General features: G+C 56.3%; 20 protein-coding genes and 3 tRNA genes. 17 read left to right on the top strand and 6 right to left on the bottom strand.

Annotated features, from left to right (window positions below; genetic code table 11):
• Positions 1–140 precede the first annotated feature (140 nt).
• From OZX64_RS06675 to OZX64_RS06665, 3 genes are all read left to right on the top strand, one after another.
• Complete coding sequence (locus tag OZX64_RS06675) at positions 141–1,013, top strand: thymidylate synthase (RefSeq protein WP_277175013.1); 873 nt, start codon at positions 141–143, stop codon at positions 1,011–1,013.
• 110 nt (positions 1,014–1,123) lie between these two features.
• Positions 1,124–1,783 carry a dihydrofolate reductase gene (locus OZX64_RS06670; protein WP_277157016.1) on the top strand — a complete coding sequence of 220 codons (660 nt, stop codon included), beginning with the start codon at positions 1,124–1,126 and terminating at the stop codon, positions 1,781–1,783.
• Between the two features lie 156 nt (positions 1,784–1,939).
• Entirely contained in the window at positions 1,940–2,449 is a 510-nt protein-coding gene (locus OZX64_RS06665; RefSeq protein ID WP_277157017.1) for a low molecular weight protein-tyrosine-phosphatase, read from the top strand.
• Positions 2,450–3,244: 795 nt separating this feature from the next.
• Here the strand turns inward: OZX64_RS06665 and OZX64_RS06660 are convergent.
• The 3 genes from OZX64_RS06660 to OZX64_RS06650 all read right to left on the bottom strand — a co-directional run bounded on the left by OZX64_RS06660 (position 3,245) and on the right by OZX64_RS06650 (position 4,451).
• Positions 3,245–3,320, bottom strand: a tRNA-Phe gene (locus tag OZX64_RS06660).
• A 46-nt stretch (positions 3,321–3,366) separates the two neighbouring features.
• A tRNA-Asp gene (locus OZX64_RS06655) sits at positions 3,367–3,440 on the bottom strand.
• Between the two features lie 237 nt (positions 3,441–3,677).
• Positions 3,678–4,451 carry a DUF4190 domain-containing protein gene (locus OZX64_RS06650; protein WP_277172222.1) on the bottom strand — a complete coding sequence of 258 codons (774 nt, stop codon included), beginning with the start codon at positions 4,449–4,451 and terminating at the stop codon, positions 3,678–3,680.
• 93 nt (positions 4,452–4,544) lie between these two features.
• On the opposite strand from OZX64_RS06650, the gene trmB reads away from it, so the two are divergent.
• From trmB to cydC, 8 genes are all read left to right on the top strand, one after another.
• Positions 4,545–5,312, top strand: coding sequence for a tRNA (guanosine(46)-N7)-methyltransferase TrmB (trmB, locus tag OZX64_RS06645; RefSeq protein WP_348519405.1), 768 nt, complete (start codon positions 4,545–4,547; stop codon positions 5,310–5,312).
• A gap of 357 nt (positions 5,313–5,669) precedes the next feature.
• Positions 5,670–5,741: transfer RNA gene (locus OZX64_RS06640), tRNA-Glu, on the top strand.
• A 526-nt stretch (positions 5,742–6,267) separates the two neighbouring features.
• Positions 6,268–7,440: an NAD(P)/FAD-dependent oxidoreductase gene (locus OZX64_RS06635; RefSeq protein ID WP_277172220.1), complete on the top strand. Its 1,173-nt coding sequence runs from the start codon at positions 6,268–6,270 to the stop codon at positions 7,438–7,440.
• A 451-nt stretch (positions 7,441–7,891) separates the two neighbouring features.
• Positions 7,892–9,073 carry an NAD(P)/FAD-dependent oxidoreductase gene (locus OZX64_RS06630; RefSeq protein WP_277157022.1) on the top strand — a complete coding sequence of 394 codons (1,182 nt, stop codon included), beginning with the start codon at positions 7,892–7,894 and terminating at the stop codon, positions 9,071–9,073.
• A 46-nt stretch (positions 9,074–9,119) separates the two neighbouring features.
• Entirely contained in the window at positions 9,120–10,577 is a 1,458-nt protein-coding gene (locus OZX64_RS06625; RefSeq protein WP_277157023.1) for a cytochrome ubiquinol oxidase subunit I, read from the top strand.
• On the top strand, positions 10,574–11,644 hold the full coding sequence (gene cydB / locus OZX64_RS06620; RefSeq protein WP_277172218.1) for a cytochrome d ubiquinol oxidase subunit II: 1,071 nt from the start codon (positions 10,574–10,576) through the stop codon (positions 11,642–11,644). Before OZX64_RS06625 ends, cydB begins: the two co-directional genes overlap by 4 nt.
• A 182-nt stretch (positions 11,645–11,826) precedes the next feature.
• Complete coding sequence (locus OZX64_RS06615; protein ID WP_277172216.1) at positions 11,827–13,686, top strand: ABC transporter ATP-binding protein/permease; 1,860 nt, start codon at positions 11,827–11,829, stop codon at positions 13,684–13,686.
• A 19-nt stretch (positions 13,687–13,705) separates the two neighbouring features.
• Positions 13,706–15,589, top strand: coding sequence for a thiol reductant ABC exporter subunit CydC (cydC, locus tag OZX64_RS06610; RefSeq protein ID WP_277172214.1), 1,884 nt, complete (start codon positions 13,706–13,708; stop codon positions 15,587–15,589).
• A gap of 151 nt (positions 15,590–15,740) precedes the next feature.
• On the opposite strand, the gene OZX64_RS06605 is transcribed toward cydC, so the two are convergent.
• From OZX64_RS06605 to OZX64_RS06595, 3 genes are all read right to left on the bottom strand, one after another.
• A complete protein-coding gene (locus OZX64_RS06605; protein WP_277172212.1) occupies positions 15,741–16,712 on the bottom strand; it encodes a polyprenyl synthetase family protein in 972 nt (323 codons plus the stop codon).
• Positions 16,713–16,847: 135 nt separating this feature from the next.
• Positions 16,848–17,570 (bottom strand): MgtC/SapB family protein, encoded by a 723-nt coding sequence (locus OZX64_RS06600; RefSeq protein ID WP_277172210.1) that lies wholly within the window; start codon positions 17,568–17,570, stop codon positions 16,848–16,850.
• 156 nt (positions 17,571–17,726) lie between these two features.
• Positions 17,727–18,602 (bottom strand): glycosyltransferase family A protein, encoded by an 876-nt coding sequence (locus OZX64_RS06595; RefSeq protein WP_277172208.1) that lies wholly within the window; start codon positions 18,600–18,602, stop codon positions 17,727–17,729.
• A gap of 56 nt (positions 18,603–18,658) precedes the next feature.
• On the opposite strand from OZX64_RS06595, the gene OZX64_RS06590 reads away from it, so the two are divergent.
• Genes OZX64_RS06590 through ftsH form a run of 6 tightly spaced genes read left to right on the top strand, consistent with a single transcriptional unit; the run spans position 18,659 to position 26,800 of the window.
• A complete protein-coding gene (locus OZX64_RS06590; protein WP_277172206.1) occupies positions 18,659–20,263 on the top strand; it encodes an AI-2E family transporter in 1,605 nt (534 codons plus the stop codon).
• Between the two features lies 1 nt (position 20,264).
• Entirely contained in the window at positions 20,265–21,488 is a 1,224-nt protein-coding gene (locus tag OZX64_RS06585) for a glycosyltransferase (protein ID WP_277157031.1), read from the top strand.
• 34 nt (positions 21,489–21,522) lie between these two features.
• Positions 21,523–23,001: a D-alanyl-D-alanine carboxypeptidase gene (locus OZX64_RS06580; protein ID WP_277175012.1), complete on the top strand. Its 1,479-nt coding sequence runs from the start codon at positions 21,523–21,525 to the stop codon at positions 22,999–23,001.
• 10 nt (positions 23,002–23,011) lie between these two features.
• Positions 23,012–24,127, top strand: coding sequence for a tRNA lysidine(34) synthetase TilS (tilS, locus tag OZX64_RS06575; protein ID WP_277172203.1), 1,116 nt, complete (start codon positions 23,012–23,014; stop codon positions 24,125–24,127).
• Positions 24,102–24,665, top strand: coding sequence for a hypoxanthine phosphoribosyltransferase (gene hpt, locus OZX64_RS06570; protein WP_277172201.1), 564 nt, complete (start codon positions 24,102–24,104; stop codon positions 24,663–24,665). The genes tilS and hpt overlap by 26 nt, the downstream gene beginning before the upstream one ends.
• Positions 24,662–26,800 carry an ATP-dependent zinc metalloprotease FtsH gene (ftsH, locus tag OZX64_RS06565; RefSeq protein WP_277157034.1) on the top strand — a complete coding sequence of 713 codons (2,139 nt, stop codon included), beginning with the start codon at positions 24,662–24,664 and terminating at the stop codon, positions 26,798–26,800. Before hpt ends, ftsH begins: the two co-directional genes overlap by 4 nt.
• The last annotated feature ends 17 nt before the right edge of the window (positions 26,801–26,817 follow it).

Raw genomic sequence — 26,817 nt, 5'->3', positions numbered from 1 at the left:
ATGAATATTACGGAAAGTGGTTCGAAGATTTAATGGATATCGGGATTCGACCCGTTATCGCGTCGTGCCGTACAGAAGCAGATTGGATTTTACGGTATTTCCCCTATATGAGGAAATCGCTGAGGTTGCTAGAATGAATGATTATGCTGAACCAAGAACAACTGCAAGAAATTCGTCAGAGCATTCCCGCGCGTCCGAACACCGACATCCCCATGCCTTACGAGGATTTGGTACGTGACATCCTCACCAACGGAACACTCAAAACCGACCGTACCGGCACGGGCACGATTTCGTTGTTCGGCCGACAGATGCGATTCGACCTTTCCAAGGGTTTCCCGCTGCTGACCACCAAGACGGTCTATTTCAAGGGCATCGCCTACGAACTGCTGTGGTTCCTCAAAGGCTCCAGCAACGTGCGTTGGCTGCAGGAACATAACGTGCATATCTGGGACGAGTGGGCCGATGAGAACGGTGATCTGGGGCCGGTTTACGGCGTGCAGTGGCGCAGCTGGCCGGCACCGACCGCCGACGATCCGAACCATACCATCGATCAGATTTCCAACGTGCTCAATCTCATCAAGACGCATCCGGATTCCCGTCGGATGATCGTCACCGCATGGAATCCCGCGGAGGTCGAAGAAATGGCTCTGCCGCCCTGCCATGCGCTCTTCCAGTTCTATGTGGCCGATGGCAAGCTTTCCTGCCAGCTCTACCAGCGTTCCTGCGACATGTTCCTGGGCGTCCCCTTCAACATCGCCTCGTATTCCTTGCTCACGTTGATGATGGCGCAGCAGACCGGGCTCGAGCCGGGGGAGTTCGTCTGGTCCGGCGGCGATTGCCACGTTTACGACAACCACATCGAGCAGGTCCTGACCCAGCTTTCACGCGATCCGTACCCTTACCCGCAAATCGAGATCAGGAAGGCCGATTCGATTTTCGATTATCACTACGAGGACTTCAACATCGTCAATTACCAGCACCATCCGGCCATCAAAGCGCCGGTGGCTGTCTGAATTCCAAGAATTCTTCGGCCACGGTTCAGGCGGGTTTCAGAGGGTGTGAAAACGCGTCTGAACCGTTGGTTAGACTAAAGAATTACTGCCTAATTCAAGGAGCACATGAAATGGAGCATGACAGTAGCCGAACTGGCTATCACGAACCCGAGCCCGGACCTGCCGGGCAAGAAGTCATCGAGGACTGGGGAGACGATGTCGTCAAGACGTTCTCGGTCAATCTCATCTGGGCGTGCGCGCAGGATATGCAGGGCCGTCCCGATGCGATGGGGTTCAATGGCGGGATGCCGTGGCATCTTGCCGAGGATATGAAGCGTTTCAAGGAACTGACCGTTTCACACCCGGTCATTATGGGGCGCAAGACCTGGGATTCGCTGAATCCGAAGTATCGTCCTCTTCCCAACCGCGACAATATCGTCGTCTCGCATGATCCGAACTGGAGTGCGGTCGGAGCGACTACGGCCAATGATATCGATGCGGCGCTTGATTTCGCCCGTCAGGAGGCTATTCCCGACGATGGTCTCGATCGCAGCGAAATCTGGGTGATCGGGGGAGCGCAGCTGTTCCGATCCATTATGCCGTTTGCCAACAAGGCGTATGTCACCTATATCCGCGGCCGTTTCGACGCGGACACGTATGGGCCCGATATGGACGAGCTGGTGCGTGCCGGGGCCTGGCGTCTGCAGGAGGATGGGGTGTGGATGGCCCCTAAAAAGCGTGAGGGTGCCGTCGAAGCCTATCGCTTCGTCACCTATCAAAAGAATCAGTGAGATTGTTCTTTCAATTCGACGCAGATGTGGTTGCTTTCGCGATCCATCTGCGTCGTTTGCTATGTCGCTTTTTTTGAGCCTTCATCGTTACGGCTGATTCGTTATGATGGTGGTAGCAATATCATTGAGTCTTACAAGAGGAAAGATACTTCAGCTATGTCCAATCATCCTTACACCGTCATGACCGTCTGCACCGGCAACATCTGCCGTTCCCCGATGGCCGAAATCATCCTGCGCGCCAACTTCGAGGAACGCGGTCTGGCCGATAAGGTACGTGTGATGTCCAGCGGGGTCAGCGACGAGGAGCACAGCCATCCCATCGACCCTCGTGCCGTGCGCGTGCTACGCCAGCGGGGCTACGAGATTCCCAAGCACCATTTCGCGCACCGCATCACGTCTGAAGAGATTGAGGAAAGCGATCTGTTCCTACCCATGACCGCCTCACATGAGAGGGGATTGCTGCGTCTGCTTCCTACAGACAAGAAGCCTGAAGTGCATCTCTATCGCAGCTTTGATCCGAATCTGCCCAAGCCTGCGCCTGGTCACGAGTCCGACATCGACCTGGTCGACCCATGGTACGGCGGCCCGCGCGATTTCGACATCGCCATCGACCAGATCGACGGTGTCGCCCCATACATCGTTGATTGGGTCGCCCAGCAGCTCTGAACGATTGTTCGTTTCGTCGACCCGCGAGGCGGCAAGGTTCCGGACATAACAATACCCGTACTCGAACAAGTCGAATACGGGTATCAGGGTTAAGCTGTTTAGATTTGTATCATGAAATTCCGTTGAAGAGTCATCTGAGAATCAGCAACGACACCCAGAGCTGAAAAACTTCTTCCATGTTCTTTTCTGAAGCTTATATCAGAAAGGCATTACAATCGGGAAATAAGAGAGAAATGCCGAAATCGCACTTACAGCAGCGTTAAAAAATTGCCCGAACATGAGCACCTCCTTCAATCGGTTTGTCTATACAGTCTCATTGTAAACCGATAATTAATATCTTCAAATAATTGCTTTCGGCGTAATTGGGCTATTGAAACCGTGGCGGGCGAGTCTCGGCTTCGGTGTTCGGCAATGAGCGCTGGAGCCACCGGTATGTTTTGACCTATGGCCTGGGAGAGAAAGCGCGAAGAAACAGGTAAGAACAGGAGAGATGGGTTTGGTATGGGCACAGCGTCAGTTGGAACGCATTCCACGCCACCACCGGATTCCCGATACTGCCGACTGGAGACCAAGACCACCGGACACACAATTTGGCCGGTATCCCCAATCCTAAAACATTACGAAATGACCGGTAACCCGGGAATGGCCTTATAACCCATACCCACGCATGAACGCCGAATACGGGTTCCAAGCCAACTCTTTTGGTCTATAACTTCGAAATGAGCGGTAACCAGAAACCTTGTCAAAAAATAAAAGCCTCGAAACCGTTGCAATTACTTGGTTTCGAGACTCGAGTGGTGGCTCCGAGCGGCATCGATCCGCTGACCTAACGATTTTCAGTCGTTCGCTCTACCAACTGAGCTACAGAGCCATGAATAAATCAAAAACCCGGCGAACCGGGTTTTCAACCATTCGAGCGACTCCGGCCAGACTTGAACTGGTGACCTCCGCCGTGACAGGGCGGCGCTCTAACCAACTGAGCTACGGAGCCGTGGCTTGCTTTCATCAAGCAGCCGAGTGTTAATATTACTCAGAATCAGGAAAAGCGCAACTCGGAAGCAATTTCAGCGTGTCGCCTTTAAAGGCACGGATTATCGGCTGCTGCTTCTCAGGCAACTCAAGACTCTTCAGTGTGTTCCGGTTGCTTGAGAAACGGAATCAAAAGCCGGTCCGCCGCCTTTAGTGCCGAGAACGTAAGGCGGCGAGCCTACCTCGACCGGGCATTGTTTCAAGCAACGTTTGGCTGGATAATCGTCTTTCCTGCGGTGCTGCCTTGGCTGAAATCATAACGATAATAGGTGTAGTTCGTGTCCTCGTTGTCTTCGTCATCCGGGTCATCGCCGTCATCGCCGAATGGATCGGAATAGCAATCCGAGCCGTGGCATTGCGAATAATCCGAATTCATATGGTTGAACGCGTAGCCAAACGCCGAAACGATGACGACTGCGACGATAATATCCAAAACCGTCAAAACTGCGCCGATGGCGATGCCGGCAATGGACATGCCCTTGCTTTTTTCGCCGCTTCGATTGATCTGCCTCAGCGCGATAACGGAGAGGATAAGCCCGATTAATGGCATGAAGAAGGACAGCGCGAAGCCGATGATGCACAGGGTGTTCCATTTCTGGTTCGGAGTCGGCGGGTAATAGCCTTGAGGGCCTGTCGGTGGCATGTAACCAGGATTGGCAGGCGGCACAGGGCCATGCGGCTGATAGTTTGGAGCCGGTGGAATTGTCCCGTTGTAGGGCAACGATGTTTGGCCGGGTTGCGCAAGCTGGTGGACGGAGTCCTGGAATCCGAGGTCCTGATACTCGTGGTTTTGGCTATCGCTCGTCGTTTGCCACGATTCGTTCAAGGGGCTGGAAGGATTCTCGTTTTGCTGCCCATATTGTGGTGCCGCATATTGCCGGGGAATAGTGCTGCCGGAGTCCTGTGAATCGAACGGAATTTGCCCGTTTTGATGATTCTGCCCCGAGTCTGCATTGAAATCATTGTCGTTCATAGCCAACAGTCTACGCGTGCAAAGTGAAGTTTCCGGGTTTGCCTTCCGTTAGACTTGGGGGTCGTGCAGGAAAACGACAAAAGAATTCATCATGTGCTCTCATACGTCCGGAGGAAAGGGCGTCTTGACGACCGGTACAAGCGGGCCTGGCAGCGCTATGCGCCTGATTTCCTGCTTGACATCAATGCGGGGGAGGGCTCGCTTGATCTGAAGGAGGGATTTGCCTTCAATGCTGGTTTCGTGCGCCGATCGTGGGGCAACGACCATCCGTTGGTCATCGAAATCGGCACGGGACAGGGCGAGAACATCATCGCTGCCGCAGAGGAGCACCCCGAGGTCAATTTCCTTGCGGTTGAGGTCTACGACCCCGGTGTGGCCCATACCATGCTGCGTGCCGGTAAACTCGGCCTGACCAATCTGCGGGTCGCCCAGATCAATGCCCCGGAGCTCTTCAGCGTGTGTGAGCCGGGTGTGGCCAACGAGGTGTGGACGTTCTTCCCCGACCCGTGGCCCAAAATGCGCCATCACAAGCGGCGTATCGTCCAGCCTGCGCTTGCGTCCGATATCCGCAAGTCGTTGGGCGAGGGGAAGGTGTGGAGGCTGGCCACCGATATCGAGGACTATGCGCTTCACGTTCACGAAGTGATGGATGGACGTGCGGATTTCGCCAATATCGGTACGTTGGCCGTTTCATTGCCTACCGAACACGTCGGCAAGGGCACGGCGGACGAGGCCAAGTCATTGCCTCACGCCGATTTCAGAGAAGCGGAACGCTATGACGGCCGAGTGCTCACCAATTTCGAGAAAAAGGGTTTGGCGGCAGGCCGTGTGATTCACGACTTCACATACCAGGCTGTGTGATTGCTTGATGCTGGATGAGCCGATGTTTTCGCCAATAGCACGTTCTGGCCGATAGACTTCCTGGTTAGAGCCGATCTTCCGCTTACGCTTTTCAAGGGATCGAAACCGATGCCGAGTCCGGGTTGCATGCGCGCCTTGCATAGACAGAGATGTCTGGTTGGAGTCACCGGCGCTGCGGTTGCTGATGCCGGCTGTCGAGATTTCGGGCTGTATTCGTCTTGATACAGAGTGATGCCATAAAGGCATTGCTTGATGAAGCGGCTTGCGGCGGCAAGAGTACCATGCTCCTTGCGATTACGGTCAACACGCCGAGACTTGCTCGAGTCGAGTTCATATTTTAAGATGAATAGGTTGTTAGCCCCCCTCGTCTAACGGTTAGGACACCAGACTTTCAATCTGACAACAAGAGTTCGACTCTCTTGGGGGGTACTTTTTCTAGAGTCTTAAAAAATCAATCGGGAGTGGGCTTAGACTTACTCCCGATTGTCGTTCCGGGGTGTTCGGCACAGTCGCCGACATGATCGTAAATCACGTCAAATCACCACAAATAACGAAAGTATGTGGTCAAAATGAGGCAAACTGAACTCAATTTTTCACTATGATAATACCGAGTGATTTTCAGTGGGACGAAGTCTTCGATAGCTTCTCGGCCCTGCCGAAGCCCGGCAGGATTTTTCCCGGGTCGATGCTTTTATGAATGTGGTGATTGTTCTTTGTTGCGGTGACGGATTTCGTCTCATGGAAGTGGTCGCCGTCACTTCGCTGTTCTGCTTGGCGCCGTTTGTGAAATATGTCATATTGGCTATTCGGTTGGTGCAGAAAAGTATCTGATTGTGCAAATTCAATCGTTTTTTCTCCGGTAAACAGATATTTTAAGACTGTAATTACTAGACAAGAGCGATACACGGTATATATGTATTTGCTCTTATACAATTCCCAACGAAGGGGGTTTACAATGGCTACGATTGTTATTCTTGGCGCAGGTTACGGCGGAATGCGTGCGGCGAAGCAACTTGCCAAGTCCAATGTCGATGCTGATATCATCCTGGTCAACAAGAATCCGTATCACTATCAGTCCACTGAGCTGCATGAGGTCGCCGCGGGTACCAAGGAACCCGATCAGATCACGTTTGATATACGCAAGGCCGTGGATCCCAAGGTCAAGGTGATCATCGATGAGGTCACCAAGGTCGATCAGGACGCCAAAAAGGTCGAGCTGAAGGGTTCCAACCCGCTTGCCTACGATTATCTGATCAACGCTCTGGGCTTCGAGTCCGAGACGTTCGGCATCAAGGGAGCCGAGGAAAACGGCTGGCCGCTTATCGACATCGATACCGCCGTAGCCGCACGCAAGCATCTTGAGGACACCCTGAAGAACTACAAGACCAGCCACGACGAAAACGATTTGCATATCGTGGTCTGCGGCGCAGGGTTCACTTCCATCGAGTACTTGGGCGAGTTGGTCTACCGGCTGCCTGATCTGGCGAAGGAATATGATTTCCCGATTGATAAAGTGAAGATCGACTGCATCGAGGCGACGCCGAAGATCCTGCCGATGTTCGACCAGAAGCTGGCCGATTGGGGCGTCAAGTACCTCGAGGACCACGGCGTCACGTTCCATACGGCCACGCCGATCACCGAAGTCAAACCCGATGCCGTCATGAGCAACGACACCGCTTTCCCGGCCAATACCATCATCTGGACGACCGGCGTGCGCGGTAGCCACGTCATCGCCGATTCCGGTTACGACCAGAAGCGCAACCGCGTGGTCGTAGAGGACGATCTGTCGATTAAGGGCCATCCCGATCAGTTCCTCGTCGGCGACGTCTCCGGTGTTCCGAATCCGGACAATGGTCGTCTGTATCCGACCACCGCCCAGATTTCCATCGCACAGGCCGACACCGCCGCGGAGAACGTCATCGCGCGTATCAATGGCACGGATCCGAAGAAGTTCGTCTACAAGTCCCTTGGCACGCTTTGCTCGCTTGGACCCAAGACCGGCATCGCCGAGGTTGATATGGGCGGCCATTGGAAGCTCAAGGGCGCCAAGGCATCTGTCGCCAAGAAAGCTGTCGCCGATCGTTCGGTCACCGAGCTGACGGATATGCCCGGCATCATGAAGGAATGATCTTTGCGGTGCCGACGTCTCTTTTTGACGGACGTCGGTACCGGACGGACGTGCCGTAACGGGTGGGCAACGATATCGAAAAAGATGTGGCCGGCTGTCAACCGCTAGAGGCATGGCCAACCAGAAATCTTGAGGGTGTATTGCAAGTGCCAATCTTGCGGTATGCCCTCATTGCTGTTTCGATGTATGACATATCAAACGATGTTTGGGGGCTTTTGCGGGCGATAAAACCATCATTTTATGTCGCAAAAACGGTATTATGAAACGAAAAAGCCTTCAGAAGTGATATATTGCATAAAAGAGCGTGAAAATGGTTTTCAGCCGGTTATTTATGCCATTTTAATCGTTTTTTGTTCAGCTTTTCATATATTGTTGAAGCGTATTGACAATGATGGAGTTTGACAAGAACCCATCCTTTTTTGTGATTGAGCTATAAGGAAAAGTGATCGGAATGAAGAGAATCGTCGTTCTTGGAGCAGGCTACGCAGGGATGCGTACCGTTAAGAAATTAGCCGGTTCAGACGTAGATGCGCAAATCGTACTGGTGAACAAAAATCCGTATCATTATCAGTCAACTCAGCTCCACGAAGTCGCCGCGGGAACCAAGGAACCTGCGGATATCACTTTCGACGTCAAACAGGTATTCGCCAGTAAGAAGAACGTCCAGGTGATCATCGACGAGGTGGTCCGCATCGACCAGGACGCCAAAAGCATCGAGCTTAAGAACAGCGAGCCGCTTCACTATGATTTTCTGGTCAACGCCCTGGGCTTCGAGTCCGAGACCTTCGGCATCGCGGGTGCCGAAGAGAACGGTTGGCCGATCATCGACATCGATACCGCGCTTGCGGCTCGCAAGCATCTTGAAGACACGTTGAAGCGTTACCAGACCAGTCACGATCCCAACGACCTGCGTATCATCGTATGCGGCGCGGGCTTCACCAGTATCGAATACATCGGCGAGCTCGTCTATCGCCTTCCACGCCTTGCCAAGGAATATGGTTTCCCTCTAAGTGAGGCCAAGATCGACTGCATCGAAGCCGGGCCGAAGATCCTCGGTATGTTCGAACCGAGTCTGGCCCAGTGGGGGGTCAAGTATCTTGAGAAAAAGGGCGTGACCTTCCATGTGTCCACCCCCATCACCGAGGTAAAGCCGAATGCCGTGATGAGCAACGACCAGGAATTCCCGGCCAATACCATCATCTGGACGACCGGCGTGCACGGCAGCCATGTCATCGCCGATTCCGGTTACGACGAGAAGCGCAACCGCGTGGTGGTCGCCGATGATCTGCGCGTCAACGGTCAGCCTGACCAATTCCTTATCGGCGATGTCTCCGCCGTCACGAACCCGTATAACGGCCGTCTGTACCCCACGACCGCCCAGATCTCCATCATCCAGGCCGATTGTGCAGCAGAAAATCTGGTCGCGCTGATGAACGGGCAGCCCACGAAGAAATTCGTTTTCAAGGCTCTCGGTACGGTATGCTCGTTGGGACCGACTGCGGGGATTGCATCGATTGACATGTTCGGACATTGGAACCTTAAGGGATGGATTGCCAGTGTTGCGAAAAAGCTCATCGCCGATCGTGCCGTCTTGGAGTTGACCAATATTGGTACTATGCTGAAAAGTGATTGATTCCATGCTTTTATAAGTAAGGAATAGTTGGGAAGAAAGGATAAAAATGACTGTTTTAGGGTTATCGCGATTCCAGTTCGCGATGACGACGGTCTTCCACTTCTTCTTCGTGCCGTTATCCATTGGCCTGGCATTTACAGTGGCGGTAATGGAAACGTTATACGTAGCGAAGCGGAAATACATTTATAAGCGTATGGCGCAGTTCTGGGGGAAGATTTTCCTTCTGAGCTTCGCTGTTGGCGTGGTGACCGGCATCATTCAGGAATTCCAGTTCGGTATGAACTGGTCGAACTACTCGCGTTTCATGGGCGACATCTTCGGGGCGCCGTTGGCCATTGAGGCTCTTCTGGCGTTCTTCATGGAATCCACGTTCATCGGCGTCTGGATGTTCACTTGGAACCGCTTCAAGCCAGGCGCACACGTTGTCTTCATCTGGCTGACCTGGTTGGGCTCCACGGTTTCGGCCATTTGGATTCTCGCGGCCAACAGCTTCATGCAGAACCCTGTGGGCTTCGGTATCAACAAGAAGACCGGACATGCCGAGATGACGAATTTCGCCGCTGTTGTCGGCAATCCCCAGCTCTGGCGTGAGTTCCCCCATATCGCTACGGGCGCGTTGATGCTCGGCGGTATGGTTGTGGTCGGCATGAGCGCTTTCGGCTTCATGCACAAGAATGCTGACCGCGCCTTCTTCACCCGTTCGATTCGTGTCGGCGCCATCATCGCGCTGATCGGCTCGATTCTCGTCATCATCACCGGCGACCTGCAGACCTTGGAGATCATCAAGGATCAGCCGATGAAGTTCGCGGCCACCGAGGGTATTTACAATGATCTCAAGAGCCCGGCGCCATGGATGGTCGTCGGCTTCATGAACGAAGGCAGCCATACCGCTGCCGGCCTCGAGATCCCTGGCATGCTCTCCCTGCTTGCTTTCCATAAGCTCTATGGCGGAACCATTCAGGGCATGAACACCCTGAATGAACTCTTCAAGAGCGAGAACGGCAAGATCATCAAGAACGGCATCGAGCATCCTGAGATTTCGAACTATTACGTGCCTGCCAATGTGCTGTTCTGGAGCTTCCGCTTCATGGCCGCCGTCGGGTTCGCCGTGTTGATCCTCGCCATCTGCGTGCTTTGGTTCACCCGCGCTTCCAAGAACACCCTGGCGGACAGCCGCTGGAAGCTCTGGGTGCTGGGTGTCTGCACCTATCTGCCGTTCATCGGCACCACCGGTGGCTGGCTCATCACCGAGCTCGGCCGTTATCCGTGGATCGTCTATGGCCTGCAGACCATCGCCGATGCTGTCTCTCCGACGGCTACGGTGGCCAGCTTGCTGATTACCAATATCGTCTACTTCCTGCTCTTCTGCCTCATGGGCGGCGTGATGATCTTCTATTCTCGTCGCGTGCTCCATCAGGGGCCGGAGCCGGAAGATGCTAAGACAGCTACCGCGGGTTCATATGTCGGAGCTCACGCGGCTAACAGAAAGGTGGCGTTGGCATGACTGAGTTTCTCGCTAAGCCATTGATCGATGGCAACAATTTCCTGCAATTGCTGTGGTTCTTTGTGATTGCTTTGGTGTTCGCCATCTTCCTGTTCCTCGACGGCATCGATTTCGGTGTCGGTATGGCCACCCGTGTGCTGGCCCATAACGGTGACGAACGTGCGCTGTACATGCGTGCGATCGGCCCGCACTGGGACGGTAATGAGGTCTGGCTCATCACCGGCGGCGGCGCCATGTTCGCGTCCTTCCCGCTGTGGTATGCAAGCCTCTTCTCCGGCTACTACCTGCTGCTCTTCATCGTGTTGGTCGGTCTGATCCTGCGCGGCGTCTCCTTCGAGTTCGCCTCACACGCCATCACCGAGCGTGAACGCAGCGTCTGGCAGTGGGCCAACTTCGCGGGCAGCGTCATCGCGCCGTTCGGACTCGGCATGATGCTCACCAGCGTCATCCAGGGCGTTCCGATGGATGCTCAGGGCAATGTTCACGCCGGTTTCTTCGACGTGGTCAACCTGCTCTCCATCGTCGGGGGCGTGGCTGTGGTGTTCTTCAGCTTCCTGCATGGTCTGCACTTCCTGAGCCTCAAGCTCGACGAGAATACGTCTGCGAGAATGCTCAACACCTCGAAGAAGGCCTACTGGATCGCCTATCCGGCGCTTGTGGTCTTCGTCATTCTGGCGTTCTTCTTCACTGATTTCTATCAGCGTCGCACCAAGTCCACACTGCTGATCACCGTAGTCATCCTGGCCGCGACGATCTGTGGTCATCTCGCAGCCAACAAGAAGCGCGGAGGCTTTGCCTTCCTCGCTTCGGGCGTCACCCTTGCCGGTATCATCGCCTTCATCTTCAACGGGCTTTTCCCGAACGTGATGATCGCGACCGATCCGTCCAAGAGCCTGGCCGTATCTGCGGCTTCGTCTTCGCAGTACACACTGGAAATCATGACCATCGTGCTTTGCTGCTTGCTGCCGATTGTCCTGATCTACTTCAGCTGGTCCTATTTCATCCAGCGCAAGCGTTTGCTCACGGACAATTCTCCGGAAGCCATCAAGGCGGCTTTGGCCGAGTGACGGACTGATGTTCGCTCTTTCGATTGAAAGTTAGCTCAATGCCCGATACTCTTATCCCGCAGCGATGAATGTGCAATAATATTCATTGGTGCGGGGGAGTATCGGGCTTTCTTTGTCTTAGGAATATTCGTTAGTAGTTGGGACTGGTCGTGATCGATAAAAGTCTATTCAGATTTGACGGGGTGCGGCAACGTATGGGGCTTTTGGCCCTGCTTTCGTTGGTGCAGGCGTTGTCCATCGTCGGGCAGGCCCATGGTTTGGCTCGGGGGCTGGTGGAGATATGGAAGCTCCACGCGGTTTCCACCCTCATAGGTCCGTCTTTGGAATTCATTGCCTTCTATGCGCTGCGTCATCTGTGTGATGTGGCCAAGCAACACATTTCCAGCAAGTACGGCAAATACGTGGCCGGGCAGATTCGTCCGCAGCTGCAACACAAGATCTTCAGGCTGGGGCCATCGGCTTTGGCCTCACGCGGCACCGGCTCAACGGTGACGATGCTGATTGACGGCCTCGATCAGGTCGAACACTATATCGAGATTCTTCTGCCGAAGATGACCGACATGATGCTGATCTCGCTGGTCATCCTGATTGCCGTCTGGTGGCAGGATTGGGTCAGTGGCCTGGTTCTGCTGCTGATGTATCCTCTGATTATTTTCTTCATGGTCATTCTGGGACTGGCCGCACGCGACCGTTCCAACAAACAGTATGACCAATTCAATATTCTCAACACCAAATTCGTCGACAGCATCCTCGGTCTGCCGACCTTGAAAATGCTCGGTGTCGACAAGGAATACGAAGGCGAGATCTACAGCGTCAGCGAACGCTTCCGCAAGCGTACCATCGACGTGCTCAAAGTGGCCATGACCTCGACCTTCGCTCTTGACTGGTTCACCACGCTCGGCATCGCCATCATGGCGGTTTTCCTTGGTCTGAGGCTGGTCAACGGCACCATGCCGCTTTTCCCGGCCATGTTCGCGCTGATCATGGCTCCCGACTATTTCCTGCCCGTGCGCCAGTTCGGCGACAACTACCACGCCACGCTCGACGGCAAGAACGCCCTGCACGACATCATGAGCTTCATCGACAGCCCGGAAACGCCGCAAGACACCGAAACCGAATGGGACGGCTGGAAGGCCGACAGCGAACTCAAACTCGAAGATGTCGACTTTGCCTATCCTGCCGGCAGCAAGCCGAAAGGCGAGGACGAGGGCCAGAGCATGGCAAGTCACAATGTCGCGATGAACGCTGTGGAACAGCAGCGTGAGGGCGACAGCGATCAAGACGCAAATCCGGCTCAAGCCGAAACCGACACTTCCGAAACCCAAGCAGCCGTCCAGCCGGATGCGTTGCACCATCTTTCGATGGACCTCAAGGGGTACGGCAAAATCGCCGTCATCGGCAAATCCGGTGCCGGCAAATCGACACTGGTCAATCTGCTCGCCGGATTCAATAGCCCTTATGCAGGGTCCATCGAACTTGACGGCAGGCCGCTCAAGAACTTCAATGCCGTGGCCTGGCAGCGCCACATCAGCTATATTCCCCAGACGCCTTATATCTTCAATGGATCGATCGCCGACAACATCCGTTTCTACGTCAACGACGCCAGCGAGCAGGACGTCCGGGCGGCCGCGCACGAAGCCGGGCTCGACCAGTGGTTGGATGAACTTGCCGATGGGTTAGGCACCTTAATAGGGGAGGGCAACCGAGGCATCAGCGGTGGCCAGGCCCAGCGCATCGCGCTTGCCCGGGTCCTGCTCGACAAGTCGCGTGAGGTCCTGCTTTTTGACGAGCCCACCGCACACCTCGATATCGAAACCGAATATGACTTGAAAAAGACCTTGCTGCCGATTATGGACAACCACTTGGTCATCCTGGCCACGCACCGCCTGCACTGGCTCGCCAACGTCGATCAGGTGCTGGTGCTCGACAAGGGCAAGGTGGTCGAATCCGGCTCACCAAAAGAACTCATCGGCTCCGGTGGTCCCCTCGACCGCCTCATCAGCGAGATGGGAGGCAACCAGATTGGCCAATACCTCGACTGAGAAGCTTACGGCATCAAGTATGAACCCATCAAAAAGCGGCAGCAAGAACGGCAACGAAATGAACAACATCGACGCATCGACAGCAGCCATGCATCCTGCAGCTACGGCCACGGCGGCACAAGGCGGAAAGACCACGCTACGCGACTACCTCAAGATCTGGGACAACGACCATTGGTTCTGGCCGTACTTGAGGGAAAACAAGCGTAAGCTCGCTCTGATCTTCTTCTTGGGGTCCATGACGTTCGTCTGCGCTGCGGCCCTGATGTTCACCGCCGGTTACCTCATCAACCGTTCGGCGCGCATGCCCTATAACATCCTTCTGGTCTATGTGCCGATCGTCCTGACCCGTGCCTTCGGCATCGGTAGGCCCGTCTTCAAATACGTCGAACAGCTCAAAAGCCACGACTGGGTGCTTCACGTCATCTCCAAGCTGCGCGTACAGCTCTACCGCACACTTTCCAAAGACGCCGCCTTCCTCAACGAGCACGAGCGCACAGGAAGCGTTCTGAGCCTTCTGGCGGACGATCTCGACCACCTTGAGAACTTCTACCTGCGCACCATCTTCCCGACCGTAGTGGCCTATATCCTTTGGATTATCGTCACCATAGCCATGGGCGTCTTCTCGTGGGTCTCCTCGCTGTTGCTCTTCCTGATGCTGGCGTTGGTCCTGATTCTCATCCCGTTGGTTTCGCTGAGTTTCTCGACCGGTCATTTCGCGTTGGAGAAGCAGCAGCAGGCTCAGGAATACACCAAGGTCACCGAAAGCTACCTCGGCCTGAGCGACTGGGTCATCACCCACAAGGACAAGGATTTCGTCTCCATCGGAGCCGAGGAGTATCGGCGCATCCAGGAGAGCAAGGACCAGCAGAAGACCTTCGAACGCTGGCGCAACTTCGCCATCCAGGTTGTTTTCGGCATCATCGCCATCGGCCTGATGGTCGGTGCGGCAATGACGATGACCGGTTCCAAGTCCGTCGCCGATTGGTCCGCTTCCATCGTGCTTGCGGTCTTCCCGCTCGTCGACTGCTTCATCAACGTGGCCCAGGCCGCCGCCGAAGTGCCGCTGTACAGCGATTCGCTCGAACACCTGAATGACCTGACCGATCGTGTCGAGTCTCGTCAAGCGGAACCGGTCGAGCAGCGCAAGCTCAGCGGCCCGATCGAGGCGATCGATTTCGACCATGTCACCTTCGCCTATGGCCCCGGCCAGCCGACGTTGCTTGACGATTTCACCCTGCATATCAAGGCAGGTGAAAAGGTGGCGCTGCTTGGCCCCAGCGGCGAAGGCAAAACCACGATTCTCCAGCTGTTGCTGGGCGATCTGGTCCCTCAGCAGGGCAGCATCACTATCAACGGCATTCCCGTCGCGGCGTTGCAGGACGAACGTGCCCGCATCTTCGGCTACCTGAACCAGCAGGCGTTCCTTTTCAACTCCACCATCGCGCAGAACGTGCGTCTGGGCGCACCCGACGCCACCGATGAGGACGTATGGGCGGCGCTCAAGGCCGTGCAGCTTGATGAGACGGTCGCGGCTCTTCCCGATGGCATAGGCACGTCCGTGAATGAAGCCGGCCAGCGATTCTCCGGCGGCCAGCGCCAGCGCATCGCACTTGCACGTATCGTCTTGAAGGATACGCCGGTGATCCTGCTGGATGAGCCTACCATCGGCCTCGACCCGGTTACCGAGCGTGAGCTGATGTCGATGATTTTCTCCGCAGCAGGCGAGCGCACGATGCTCTGGGTCACCCACCATCTGCAAGGTCTGGAACAGTCCGACAAGGTCATCTTCCTCGACAACGGCAAAATCGCCATGCAGGGCGCCCCCACCGAGCTCTACCGCACCAACGAGCGTTTCCGCGAGCTCTACCGCATGGACGTCGGCGAGCTGGAAACAGTGCGCTGAAGGTAAGAACAACGAGAAGTCCGGCAATGGCCGGTCACAAGAGCAACATCCGGCGATATGCGACGATATAGATTGACGGGCAGACGGCTTGCATAAGCCTCTGCCCGTCAATTATTGTCTATGTTCTGTTTATATCGGTTTGCTCGCGGATTCAGATTGTCTTGATGAGCCTGTCGATGACATTGGTCAGCGCCTTGGCGGTGCCCGCGTTGATCGACGGGTAGGTGTTGTCCGTAATCACGGCCTTTGAGATTTGCAAATGCCTGAGCGCCTCGTCTTTGGCGCCTTTGATGAACTGCGGGTGGACCTTGAAATAGTCGAGCACCTGCAGCGGATCTTCGAGTTTGATGATATCCGCAAACGAGGAATCGTCCGCAAGCGCCAGGATGACGGGCAGTGTGTAGATGCCGTCGCGGATGTCTTCAAGCTTCGGCTTGCCGGTGTCGTGCGCGACGTTGAAGTCCTCCACGTCATCGAGAATCTGGAAAGCCATACCCAAATGCAAACCGAATGTCTTGGCTTGGTCCAGAGACAGCTGCGAGGACTCGCTGACGCTCAGTTTGATGCCGGTGAGTGCGGCTAGGCGGAAAAGCGCCGCTGTTTTGCCGGCGATGGCCCGTTCATAGTATTCCTTGGTGGTGCTGGTGTCGTGTCGCGCACATTCCTGCAGCAAATCGCCGGATACGATCTCGTTGACGGTGTGGGCCTGCTCGGAGATGAAGGCCTTGTCCGGAGAGATGATGGACATGATTTCCATATAGCGCGAAAGGATGAGGTCGCCAAGATAAATCGCGGCCTTGTTGCCACGTATCGTTTGCACCGTCGGCTGGTTGCGTCGCACCGAGGCGTTGTCAAGCACGTCGTCGTGCACCAAGGTGGCCAGATGCAGCATCTCGATGGCGGCCGCTCCTGTGACCACGTCTTTGCTTGCGGGTTGCGGGCTGTCTGGTTGCGTGGCATAGGAGAACAGCAATACCACAGAAGCCCGGATCATCTTGCCATGGTTATCAAGCAAGTGGCGGTAATCCTCGCGATACGGAGTGACATTGTCCTCTTCGGAGTGCAACGTCTCCACCACGCGTTTCAGATCATCGCGCAACAGGAGCCCCTGTTGATTTGGCATACTCAACCTGACCTCTCGAAACTCTTTAGTAATCAGACGAACGTACCCAATATAGCATCTGTCCGATATTAACCCATTGCAGTAATCGCTGAATTCCCGTAAAGATGCCCTAAAAAGGGGATTATCGGCAATGAATCAGTCGTTATTGTTGATTCTTGTGACGGAAATCACTCCGTCGATATTGCTCAGGTCGCCGATGAGCTCCCTGCTGTCGCGTCCGCGTACTTCGAGGTCGGCGGAGACCACATGGCCACGGCTGCCGGGATCTTCCTCCTCGTCCTCGTTTTTGGATTTTCTGGTTGAAAATCCTTCGACGGAGACCCCGTGCTGGGCGCAGACCGAAAGAATCGAACGTAAGATGCCGTGTCCGTCGCGGTATCTCAGACGCAGGATGTCGTCGTTTCCGATGCCGGGCGCGATCAGCCTGGTGAGGAAGGGCAACAGCGTCACCGCCAGGAAATAAAGGATTGTGCAGGTCAGTGCCGGCACAAACTGGCCTGCCCCGCACGCCGAGCCGATGGCCGCGGTCATCCAGATGGAGGCGGCCGTGGTCAGGCCTCGTACGTGGGAACGTTGGGTGAACACGACGCCGGCGCCGATGAAGCCGATGCCGGAGACGATCTGGGCGGCCACGCGAGCCGCATCCACACGGATGTTGGGGGAGGCCGTGAGCACGTCCAGGAAGCCGTATTTGCTGATGATGACGAACAACGCCGAGCCGACGCCCACCAAGGCGTGGGTTCGTGTTCCGGCGTCCTTGTGTTTGGCCTGCCGCTCAAGGCCGATGGAAGTCGATAAAACCAATGCCTCGAAAAGATACAGGGCCTGCCAGCCCCACGCAACCAGTTGCGTTTCCATTTGCACTCTCCGTCTTTGGTATACGATCCGTCGGCATCTGCATGATCGCTGTTGTCGCGGGAGGAAAATCTTCTGACGCGACAACAGCGATCTGTGATACAAATGTACAGTCTACACCTTGAAACCGAACTGTTTCGATTTCATTGCAGGAATACTTTAATTGAGCGGCCGACTGCCCAATTTGTGCTGTTCGCGGCTCCAGATGCGTCGAGCCGGATTGACGCATCTGTGATTGAGGTATTTCTGGTAGACCGGATAGAAGACGCGCACCGCCGGATAGAGCACGTACAGCGTGCGTTCGGTATCGTGCGCCCGCGTATGGTTCGGATGGGCGTCGAACGTGTTCTGGAAACGCTGCATGTACTTGCGGAATGAGGAGAAGGAGGAATCCATACGACGTGCGCTGACCCCGGTGATCATCTTTTCGCAGTAGACGGTTTTCAGCCCCTGGTCGAGCAGATGCAGGGAGATATCGATGTCCTCGTGCATGATATCGGGTTTGTCGCGGCACACCTTGTCCTTGATTTTCTCCCAGGCGCTGGCTCGAACCGCCATGTTGGAGCCGAACAGCAGCACCTTGCCATTGTCGGCGCGATAGGTGATCTTGCGTACCTTGTCATCGCCTTTCAGGCCAAGGCGCCCTGCAGGCATGTCGTAATAGACCGCAGGGCCCGTGGCGCCCATGGCGTCGGGGTCTCGCTCGAAGATGTCGGTGACGACCTTGACCCAGTCGGGTTTGAGCATGCAGTCCGCATCGACGCGGCCGTATACGTCGCCGCTCGCCACGGAGAAACCGAAATTACGCGTGGGGACGAGCCCCTGTTCGTTATCCTGATGGACCAATTTGATCAGCGATGGATTAGACTGTTGGTCAATAAATCGTTGCACAAGTTCGCAGGTTCGATCGGTTGACTTATTGTCAACGACAATGATTTCGTAGGGTGCAACGGATTGACACACCGCATTCGCCAGACAGTTGACGATGCGGTCCTGTTCGTTGTACGCAGGTATCACAATGGATATTCTTATCATAATATAACAGGATATTCCCAGTCGTCTACACATGGGGCGGGGTAGGATTGAAGATCATGAAAGAACGTGGACAAAAGGCCGACGGTGCCGAAAGCCAGAAGATAGATTTTGCGTCGGTGTTCCCGCAGAAGGGTGATTCCCGCAGGCCTCCGGATTGGTGGGGGCGTGCCCTGCTGTATACCGCGATAGCGGTGTTCGTCTGTATCTTCCTCTTCAGGTCCTGGAGCAAGGTCGCGTTCATCGTCCTCGACATCGTCATTTCGGTTTTTGTGGCGCTCGCCATGGAACCCTTGGTCGTCCGCCTCGTGCGTCACGGATGGAAACGAGGGGCCGCGGCAGCCGTATGCCTGGTGGGCCTTATCGTTATCGTGCTTGCCTTGTTGGGGCTGTTCGGCAACATGTTCGTCGTGCAGATGATCTCGATGCTCAGGGGCATTCCCGATCTCTACGCACAGGCGCAGCATCTTGTGGCCCAATATACCGATTTCAAGCTTCCCAAGATATCCAATTTGGGCAGTGAGATCGCCAAGAATGTGCAGACCTCATGGGTCACCGATTTCGCCGGGCAGGCATTGAGCACCACCATGGGTGTGTTCAGCGCACTGCTCAACGTGCTGACTATTGTGATGGTCACCTATTATGTCTCCGCCGCCGGCCCCAAGATGCGCAGGAGCCTTTGCCAGTGGCTGGGCCCTGTGGCGCAGCGTCGCTTTCTGCTGGCTTGGACCATCGTGCAGGACCAGATTTCCGGTTTCCTTTTCTCACGTACGATTCTCGCCGCGTTCAACGCCTTCTTCACTTCGATATTCCTGATGGCCATCAAGGTGCCCAACTGGCTGCCGTTGGCCCTGTTCTGCGGCATCGTCTCGCAGTTCGTGCCGACCATCGGCACCTATATCGGCGGCGCGCTGCCGGTGATCTTCGCATGGTCCTCGCGCGGCTTCCTCTACGGGGTGGCCGTGGTCGTTTTCATCATCATCTACCAGCAGATCGAGAACCTCATCATCTCTCCCAAGGTCTCGCAGCGCACGATGGACCTGAATCCGGCCATCGCCTTCTTGTCGGTATTGGTCCTGGGGGCGGTGTTCGGTGCGCTCGGCGCGTTCCTCGCCCTGCCCATCACCGCCAGCCTGCAGGCCCTGTTCAAGGTGTATACCAAGCGCTACGAGCTGGTGGAGTCCCCGCTGATGAGCGACCCGGAGCCGGTCAAGAAATCTAAGGTCGTCGCCGGGGCCGAGGCGTTCAACGAACATGTGGTTCAGCCGGTCGCCGAGCATATGCCGCGTGCCGCCAAAGGCTCGAGCGCACGTGTTCCCGTCGACGACAGCCTGCGCAACCTGCGCGACGAGGTCTATCGCATCTCGGCCGAGTCCAATGCCAGATCAACCGGCCATGACCTCGACGAGTCCGAGACCATCGCCATCCCCAAGGGGGTGCTTTCCGGCTCTGGGAACGCCACACGCAAGCCGCTCAAGGGCGGCGATTTGGACGGTTCCGGCGATTTCGACACTCAGGAGCTGCGGCAGGAGGCGGCCAAAGACGCCCGCGATGCAAAAGGCGGGGACCCTGTGACGAAAGGCAAGGGGGCTACCCCGGGTAGAGTGGTCACAGGCAACATGGAAGAAGAAAAGACGGATAACCCGAGAAGCAGGTGGCGCTGAAATGGTATTGCTTAATATCCTTGATATCCTGATGTTTATTTTGGGTGCTGTGAGTCTTGGCTACCAAGCGATCTGCATTGTCGCTTCATTGTTCCATCACCGTATCACGTTTCCCGAAGCCCCGATGGACAAGCGTTATGCCGTGCTGATTTCGGCACGCAACGAGGAAAACGTCATCCCGAATCTCATCGATTCCATCAGGGCGCAGACCTACCCCTCGCGTCTTGTCGATATCTGGCTGGTCGCCGACAACTGCACCGACAAAACCGCCGATGTGGTGCGCTCGATGGGATGCAAGGTCGTCGAACGCCATGATCTGCAACAGGTCGGGAAAGGATACGCGCTGACCTACCTGCTCAATGCGATGATCGATAAGGGGGTGGCCAACGACTATGACGCTTTCTTCGTTTTCGACGCTGACAACAAGCTCGACAAGCACTATCTTGAGGAGATGAACAAGGCCTTCCAATCAGGCTTCAAGATACTGACCAGCTACCGCAACTCCACCAACCTTTCCGACAATTGGGTCTCGTCCGGTTCCGCGTTGTGGTTCATCCGTGAATCCCGGTTCCTCAACAACTCCCGTATGGTTTTCGGCTCCAGTTGCCACGTCGGCGGCACCGGATTCATGTTCTCGCGCGAGGTGATGCAGCGCAACAACGGCTGGAAGTTCCATCTGCTGACCGAAGACCTCGAATTCACGATGGATTCCGTGCTGCACGGCGACCGTATCGGCTATTGCGGCACCGCCATCCTCTACGACGAACAGCCTGATTCGTTTATGCAAAGCTGGCGGCAGCGGCTTCGTTGGAGCAAAGGCTTCCTGCAGGTGTTCCGCTATTACGGTCCTCAGCTGATCAAGCGTGCGGTGCGCGAACGCGATTTCTCAGCGGTCGATTTCACCATGCTGATCTGCCCGTTTATGGTGCTCAGCGTCCTGCGCGTGGTGCTCGGTCTGCTTTTCGCCGCATTCGGTTTCGTCCCATGGTCAAGCCAGCTCGGTTCGTTGTCCGGATGGCTGACAGGCGCAGGTACGGGCCTCTTGGGAATGATGCTTCTGGCAGCGCTCACGGTGTTTGCCGAACGCGGCCAGATCGGTGCCACCAACAAGGAGCTTTTGGCCTATGTGCTGAGCTTCCCCATCTACATGGCCAGCTACGTGCCGATTTCCTTCCAGGCCATTTTCTCGAAGGCGCAATGGAAGCCCATTGCGCACAAAGGCTAGATCAACTTTGTGAGGCATAGGGGAGCGGTTGACAGTGAATACAGCGGGATCATCTCATGCAAGGTACGGGGCACATGCGCGCAAGACGGTTCATGTATCCCGCAATCGTGCGTGGCGCATCGGAGTTTCCGCATTGATGACCCTGCTGGTGGCGGCTGGCTATTTCGCCGGTGACGTCTCTGGGGTTCTTCCAGGTCCCCTCACGATACTTCCTGCGGGGGCAGAGGCACCTGCCTTTTCCGGATCGGTCCTGCCTGCCAAGTCCATCGCGGGTTCGGCGGATATGGACAAGCCGATCGACAAAAACGCGACGGAGGCGGTGGTCAACGCCTTTGCCGCAACCCCCGGTCTGGGAGCTGATTTTTCGCTTGCCATTGCCGACGCCGACGGCAAAATCGTCGATTCACGCGCTCCGGACACACCCCGTGAGCCGGCTTCGACCATGAAGACCCTGACCGCCCTGGCTGTTTCTTCGACGCTTGATATGGGCTCGACTTTCCATACCAATGCCTTGCTCGAACCTGCGGCCGGCGCTACAGGGCAAGCGACGCTGACACTCAAATCGGACGGGGATATGCTGCTCGGCGCAGGGGCGAGCGATCCCAACCATATCAACGGCAGGGCCGGCCTTGCCACCCTTGCCGAGAACACCGCGGCGCAGCTGAAGAAAAGGAACATCAGCCAGGTTCGCCTCAACTACGACGACACGCTTTTCGGCGCCGTTCGTTCCCCGGCCGCCGTCGCTTCCAACAACGTCGGCAATACCAATTTCACCGGCATCTCCTCGTTGGCCATCGACGGAGGACGGCAATGGAAAGGCGTGGAACACGATCCGGATCTCTATAGCGCTTACCCGGAAATGTCCACCACGCCGGCGCATGATGCGGCGGCGGTGTTCGGCTCCCTGCTCACCCAACGAGGCATCGGCGTAGACGGCGATGCAGCCGCCGGAAAAGCCGCGGCAAACGCCAAACGTATCGCAACGGTCTCTTCGGCGACGCTGGCCGAGGTGATGGCTTTCACGCTGCGTCATTCCGACAACACTCTGATCGAAGAGTTCGGCAGGCTTCTGGCGCTCAAAACAGGCGAGGCCAACAGCCCGGTTGGTGCGACACAGGCGGTCAGGGCCAGACTGCGCAAGCTCGGCGTCGACACACCGAACCTCAAAATGGCCGATTGCTCTGGACTCTCGGAAGGCTCCGCGCTGGAGGTCAAAACTCTGGTCGAAGTGCAGAGCCACAACCTGAAAGCCGGTCCCGGAGCGGCTGCAGCCGAAGGATTGTCCATCCCCGGTTTGGTGGGCACTGCCAAGAACCGTCTTGCCGATTCGAGCGCTGCGGGGCTGATGCGTGTCAAAACCGGTTCCTTGGATCAGGTCACCTCCATGGCCGGCAATATTTCACGCAAGAACGGCGGGGTGCTCGCCTTCGCGGTCATCGTCAACCAACCGCAGGACTATCTGGCGGCCAGAAAAGCCGTGGACGCCTTCATCTCCGCGTTGGCCGGGCTGTAAGGGGCGAAAATTGGCATATTCGGCAACGATAAAAAAGGCTATCGGTTGCGTTCGCAACGCGCTTGCGGCAGCGGGAATCGAGCGGCAGGACCCACGCTTTGCCAAGCACGGCGAGCATGCCGCTCTTGCCGATGCCCCGACAATCCTGGTGGCATGCTCGGGCGGGCGGGACTCGATGGCGCTCGCGGCGATGAGCCACATCGTCTGTGGGATGTTGGGAATCCATTGTGCGGCCGTCATCGTCGACCACCAGCTTCAGGCCGGTTCCGGCCAAGTCGCGCACGTTGCGGCGTCGCGGTGCGAAGATCTGGGACTGGACCCCGTCATCGTGCGCGTCATCGATGTCAAAGGGACCGAAAACGGCAGAAGTGTCGAGGACGCCGCGCGACAGGCGCGCTACGAGGCCATCATCGAGGTCGCGCGCGATGTCGATGCCGCAGCGGTGCTGCTGGCTCATACTCGTGACGACCAAGCGGAAACGGTGTTGATGGATGCATTGACTCGTTCGTCCGGCATCGACGCACTGGCCGGTATGCCTTCTGCATTCGTGCGCGACGGCATCCGTTTTCTCCGGCCGTTCCTCGACCTCACACGTGCCCAGACAACCGCGATCTGCACGGAACTGAAAATGCAATGGTGGGATGACCCCACCAACGGCGACACGGTTGCGGCACACGATCCATTGCCCAGACATTATCCGTTGCGTTCACGCGTGAGACACACTCTGATGCCCTATCTGTGTCAATTCTTCGATGGTGATGTCTCGGCGCATCTGGCGCAGGCGACACGCGTCGCAAGTGTGGACAGGGATTTTCTCGAGCTTGAGACCGACGATTGGTGCCGTCAGGCCGTTCGTTTCGATGTCGACGGGGCGGCAGCCGCTATACGCGCCGATGTGCTGCTTGGAGCCCATTCGGCGATTCGTCGTCGCGTCATCGCCCGAGTGCTTGCGCAGCTCGATATACCGTTTTCCTTGCACCATGTCTTGTCCATCGAGGCGCTGGTGGTCGACTGGCACGGACAGGGCGATCTTTCACTTCCCAGAGGATATTCAGTCAATAGGCAGAAACACGTCATTCGCGTGTGTAAAAATGGTGTCTATGCAAATTGCGGATGTACAGGATGAAATTGACCATGAACTCGTGTCAAAAGCACAGATCGAGCGCAAAATCGAAGAAGTGGCAGCGCAAGTGAGCAAAGACTACGCAGGCAAGGACCTCTTGCTTGTGGCCGTGCTCAAAGGTGCTGTGAACACGCTGGCCGCGTTCTCACAGGCGTTGAGCATCGACGCGCAGATGGATTTCATGAGCCTGTCCACCTACGGGGAAGGAACCCAAAGCAGCGGGAAAATCACCGTTCGCCAGGATTTGTCCTGTGACGTCAAAGGACGCAATATTCTGATCGTCGAAGACATTATCGATTCCGGTTTTACCCTTCATTGGTTGGTTCGCGAGCTCAAAGAGCGCGGAGCGGCGAGCGTCGAGGTGTTTGCGCTGCTGGAGAAACCATCCCGCCGTGAGGTCGAGGTGCCGCTGAAGTATAAGGGTTACGAAGTACCTGATGAATTCGTCGTCGGTTTCGGTCTTGACTATAACGAGCATTTCCGCAACCTTGATTCCATCGCAGTACTGAAGCCGTCTGTCTACCAAGGAGCAGCAGCATGAGCTATCCTCAGAATCCTCGCAACCCCATGGGGCCGATGGGCAACCCAAACGGATCGAACAACAATAACAACAATCCTTTCAACCCCTTCAACAGGGGCAACAATCCTGATAACGGCAACAAGAACAACAACCGCAACAACAATAAGGGCGATCGGAACCCCAACGACAAGCGTCCGCTCTGGCAGTCGCCGGTGCTGTGGATCGTGGTATTGGTACTTTTGGTGTTCGCCGGTTTCGAGCTGTTCAATCTCAACGGCACACAGACCATCGATACCAAGGACGGCATGGAGCTGATCCAGCAGGGAAGTGCCAATCGTATCCAGATCATCGACAACAAGCAGATGGTCAAACTCAAACTCGACCAGAACTTCAACAAGATCGACCCGAACACCAGGTCCAACCATGATTACGGACGCGACGTCCAGTTCTATTACACCTTGGCCGAAGGCCCCGAGGTGCTGAAGGCCGTCAAGAAGGCCGACCCGAAGAACGGCTGGACATCGAACATGCAGTCCGATTCGATGATGGCATACCTGATTTCGACCCTGTTGCCGTTCGTGATTCTGCTGCTGCTGTGCTGGTGGCTGTTCAGCCGTATGAGCGGCGGTATGAACGGCATGCTCGGCATGGGCGGCAAGAAGGACAACGGCAAGCTTCTGGACGGCAAGACCCCGACCACCAAGTTCTCCGACGTGGCCGGCGAGGAAGCGGCCGTGGCCGAAGTCGAAGAGATCAAGGACTTTTTGAAGGATCCTTCAAAATACAAGGCGTTGGGCGCCCGCATTCCGCGTGGCGTGCTGCTCTACGGCCCTCCCGGAACCGGCAAGACCCTGCTGGCACGAGCCGTGGCAGGCGAGGCGGGCGTGCCGTTCTATTCTATGGCGGGTTCCGACTTCGTCGAGATGTTCGTCGGCCTCGGTGCCTCGCGTGTGCGTGACCTCTTCGACGAGGCCAAGAAGAACGCGCCGGCCATCATCTTCATCGATGAGATCGACGCCGTCGGCCGCAAGCGTGGATCGGGCATGAGCGGCGGACACGACGAACGCGAACAGACGCTGAACCAGCTGCTGGTCGAGATGGACGGTTTCGACAACGACACGAACCTCATCATCATCGCCGCCACCAACCGTCCGGACGTATTGGACGAGGCGTTGCTGCGTCCCGGCCGTTTCGACCGTCAGGTGGCCGTCGAAGCCCCGGATCTGGAAGGCCGCGAGGAAATTCTCAAGGTACACGCCAAGGGCAAGCCGTTCGTCCCCGATGTCGACCTGCATACCGTGGCCGTGCGTACTCCGGGCTTCACCGGCGCCGACCTGGCCAATGTCTTGAATGAGGCGGCGTTGCTGTGCGCCCGTGTGGGAGCCCAGCTGATCGACAATCGTGCCATCGACGAGGCCATCGACCGCGTCCAATCTGGACCGAAGCGCCAATCGCGTGGCATGGCCTTGGATGAGATGCGCAACACCGCCTACCACGAAGGTGGACACGCGCTGGTCGCCGCGGCTCTTCACCATACCGACCCGGTCACGAAGGTGACGATTCTGCCGCGAGGCCGTGCTTTGGGCTATACCGCCGTCATGCCTACCCAGGATCGCTATTCGCAGTCCCGCAACGAGCTCTTGGACCAGATCGCCTACGCCATGGGCGGACGCACCGCCGAGGAGATCGTCTTCCACGACCCGACCACCGGCGCCTCCAACGACATCGAGAAGGCGACGCAGATCGCCCGCAAGATGGTCATCGAATTCGGACTGTCCTCCAAGTTGGGAGCCGTCAAATGGGGCGATGCCGACCACGGCGAGGATTCCGCCAACAACTTCATCCACGATTACTCCGAGCGTACGCAGGATATCATCGACGAAGAAGTGCACGACATGCTTGAGACCGCACACACCGAGGCATGGAAGATCATCACCGCCAACCGCGATGTGCTCGATGAGCTGGTGCGTCAGCTGCTCGTCAAGGAAACCCTGAACGAGAAGGAGCTGAAGGTCATCTTCGCCAATCTGAAGATGTCTCCGGAACGCGGGCTTTGGCTTTCCGACGCGTCGCGCCCCGATTCCGATATCCCGCCGGTGCCGATTCCCGAATCGCTTAAGCGTTCCGTGGGCATGAAGGCAGAAGAGTCTGAGTGAGCTATGTCGAATCCGTT

Origin of the sequence: Bifidobacterium sp. ESL0704 (assembly GCF_029392075.1) — a bacterium.
Lineage (GTDB): Bacteria > Actinomycetota > Actinomycetes > Actinomycetales > Bifidobacteriaceae > Bifidobacterium.
Note: the sequence above shows the minus strand (reverse complement) of the source record. Positions and strands in the feature narration are given on the sequence as shown.